This is a genomic window from Streptomyces sp. NPDC002055 (assembly GCF_040296705.1).
GTDB lineage: Bacteria > Actinomycetota > Actinomycetes > Streptomycetales > Streptomycetaceae > Streptomyces.
The window spans coordinates 1-3136 of sequence record NZ_JBEOXS010000134.1; the positions used below are offsets into that span (position 1 = coordinate 1).

Here is a 3136-nt window from a genome sequence, read left to right on the forward strand (position 1 = left end):
ATCGGCTCCTTGCCGGGCACGAACGAGGTGAGGAAGGCGACCTTGGTGCCCTTCTCCGGCACCACCGGCACCGGATCCCGCGCCACCAGCGTGGCATGCGCGTTGGAGACCACCGTGAACAGCCGGAAGAGTTCGATCAGCCCGATGGAGACGAGCATCGTGGTGTCCGCCGCCGTCTCCCAGCCGGACACGTACGTCCGGTGCACCCAGTGCTCCGGCTGCAGCAGCCAGACCAGGAGCACGGCCGAGAGGACGGGGGCCGCCCCGAGCAGCAGCGCGGCGCGGATCCGGTGGGGCTCCTGCGCCAGCAGGCTGCGGTAGCGGACCCGGTAGGGGCGGTCCGGCTCGGGCTCGGTGAGCGGACCGGCCAGTCGGCTGTAGCGCTCGTAGTCGTAGACCTGACGGTGCGATGCCATCGGGGCGCCCCCGCGGACTCGTTCGGACGAAACGTTGTGGAGCGATGACCCGGATGGCTCACTTCCAGTGGTCATCAACCGAGAGGACAAGGTAACGAGCAGTTCGATCGACGTTGTGTACATCGCATTTGCGGCGCGCCACGGCGTTATGCCGAATGGGGGACCACACGCTCGGCGTATTCGGGCGCGTCCTGCGCACTTCGGAATGGGAGATCTGCCAGGGTCTGATCAGTCGGATTATCTTGCTGAAGTCGGAGGGTCAGTCATGCGGGTTACCCTGGGCAGGACGGGCCGGAGCATGCTGTGCGCGTTGTCGTCCGTCGCCCTGACGACGGCGCTGCCGCACGCCACGGCCGCGGCGGCTGTCGGGGAAGCCTCCCGGATTCCGTTCACCGAGCGCTATCGGGCGGTTCAGCACGGAGGCCTCGTCCGGACCGCCAACACCTCCGTCACCTGCGAGTCCACCGCCGGTGAGAAGGTTCCCTGCGCGGACGCGAAGGCGGGTGCCAAGGGGTCCAACGGCGATTACCGCATGACCTACATCGATGTCGACAAGGACCCGAACACCTACAACTCCAGCCGGGCGGAGCTGAAACTCCCGGAAAACGCCACCGTGAGCTATGCCCGCCTCTATTGGGGCGGCAATCTGCGCGTCGGCGAGCAGAAGCCGGTCAAGGACAACGGGCGGGTACTCTTCGCCGAACCCGGGGGCCAGTACAAGGAAGTCCTCGCCGACACCACGATCGGCCATCTCTCCGGCAGTGGATTCGACGCCTACTCCGCCTCGGCGGATGTCACCGGAATCGTGAAGGACGCCAATCCCGGGGCCTTCACGGTGGCGCAGATCAATATCGCCAAGGGGCATTCGGCGGCGGGCACCTGGGGTGGCTGGACCCTGGTCGTCGCCTACACCGACCAGACCGCGCCGCTGCGCGAACTCGCCGTCTGGGACGGATTCGAGAGCCTGAGCGCGGAGCGGCGCAGCTACGCCCTGACCCTCGACGGTCTGCGCATCCCCGCCAAGGGCTCGGGCCGTCTCGGCGTCGTCGCCTACGACGGGGACCGGGGCTCCGGCCGCAACGCGCTCAGCGTGCGGGCCGACCGGGCCCCGGCGGTCGCGCTGCACGACGACGCCAACCCGGCCGACGACGCGATGAACTCGACGATCGCCGACGCCGGCCGGCCGGTCTCCGGGCGCCAGCCCTCCTACCGCAACACCCTCGGCTACGACTCCGACGTCTACGACCTGCGGCCGGTCCTCGGAAACGGGGCCGAGGAGCTCACGGTCGGCTTCGGCACCGAGGAGGAGGGCTACCACGTCGGAGCCCTGTTCCTGCAGGCCGACGCCAGCCGCTGACGCCGCCGCCACGCAGCACCCCGGCGGCGCCGTTGCGCCGCTGGGCCTGGTTCCATCCGGTCCGTGTACGGGAGCGACGCGTGCCGCAACACAAGCGTGAAGGACGCCTGCCGACGGTGCTGCACATCTCCCAGCCCGTCGACGGCGGCGTCGCCCGGGTCGTCGTCGACCTGGTGCGCAGCCAGGCCCGGTCGGGCCTGCGCGTTGTGGTCGCCTGCCCTCCCGGGGGCGGGCTGAGCGACGCCGCGGCGGACGCCGGCGCGGAGGTGCTGAGCTGGCCCGCCGGCCGTGAACCGGGGCGGCGCCTTCCGCTGGAGACGCTGCGGCTGGCCCGGCTGATCCGGCGCGCCCGGCCGGGTCTCGTGCACGCGCACAGCGCCAAGGCCGGGCTCGCCGCCCGGCTCGCCGTCCGCGGCCGGATCCCCACCGTCTACCAGCCGCACGCCTGGTCCTTCGAGGCCGTCGGCGGGCGCACCGCCGAACTGGCCCTGGGCTGGGAGCGGTACGCCGCCCGCTGGGCGCACCGGGTGCTGTGCGTCAGTGAGGACGAACGGCTGCGCGGTGTCCGGGCCGGGGTGCCCGGCCGGTGGGCGGTCGTCCGCAACGGCGTCGACACCGACCGCTTCCGGCCCGCCGGTCCGGCGGCCCGGGAGGACGCCCGGGCCGCACTGCCCGCCCTGCGGGAACTGCCCCGCCGGGCACCGCTGGTGGTCTGCGTGGGACGGCTGTGCCGGCAGAAGGGCCAGGACGTCCTGCTGCGCGCCTGGCCCGCGGTGGCGGCCGCGGTGCCCGGCGCCGTGCTCGCCCTCGTCGGGGACGGCCCCGACCACGGCGCTCTGCGCGAAGCCGCGCCCCCGGGCGTGCTGTTCGCCGGTGCCGCCGACGACACCGCTCCCTGGTACGCGGCGGCGGACCTCGTCGTCCTGCCGTCCCGGTGGGAGGGCATGGCGCTCGCCCCGCTGGAGGCCATGGCCTGCGCCCGCCCGGTGGTGGTCTCCGAGGTGGCCGGCGCGCGGGAGAGCCTGGCCCCCGGCCACGCCGACGGCTGTCTGGTGCCGCCCGAGGACCCCCGGGCGCTCGCCCGCGCGCTGACCGCGCTGCTGCTCGATCCCGGACGCCGCCGCACGCTGGGGGAGCAGGCCCGCGAACAGGTGCGCGGCGCGTACGACATCCGGCGCACCACGGCCGCCGTCACCCGCCTCTACGGCGACCTGCTCCGGCCGGCCCCGTTCGCCCCTCACCCGCCCGCGCCCGGCCGCCCGCAGCGCGGCGCGTCCGTACCCGGCCGCCCGGAGCCCGGCGCGCCCGCGCCCGGCCGCCCGCAGCGCGGCGCGTCCGTACCCGGCGCGTCAACGCCCTGGCC

2 protein-coding genes and 1 pseudogene are annotated in these 3136 nt (G+C 73.7%); 2 read left to right on the forward strand and 1 reads right to left on the reverse strand.

Going from position 1 to position 3136, the window contains the following annotated elements:
- A pseudogene (locus ABT112_RS34890) lies at positions 1-416 on the reverse strand (glycosyl transferase); the annotation flags it as partial.
- Positions 417-681: 265 nt separating this feature from the next.
- Here ABT112_RS34890 and ABT112_RS34895 point away from each other — a divergent pair.
- Both ABT112_RS34895 and ABT112_RS34900 read left to right on the forward strand, forming a co-directional pair.
- Positions 682-1773: a DUF3344 domain-containing protein gene (locus tag ABT112_RS34895; protein ID WP_351515802.1), complete on the forward strand. Its 1092-nt coding sequence runs from the start codon at positions 682-684 to the stop codon at positions 1771-1773.
- 80 nt (positions 1774-1853) lie between these two features.
- The coding region (locus tag ABT112_RS34900; RefSeq protein ID WP_351515803.1) for a glycosyltransferase at positions 1854-3136 on the forward strand (1283 nt) is incomplete at its 3' end.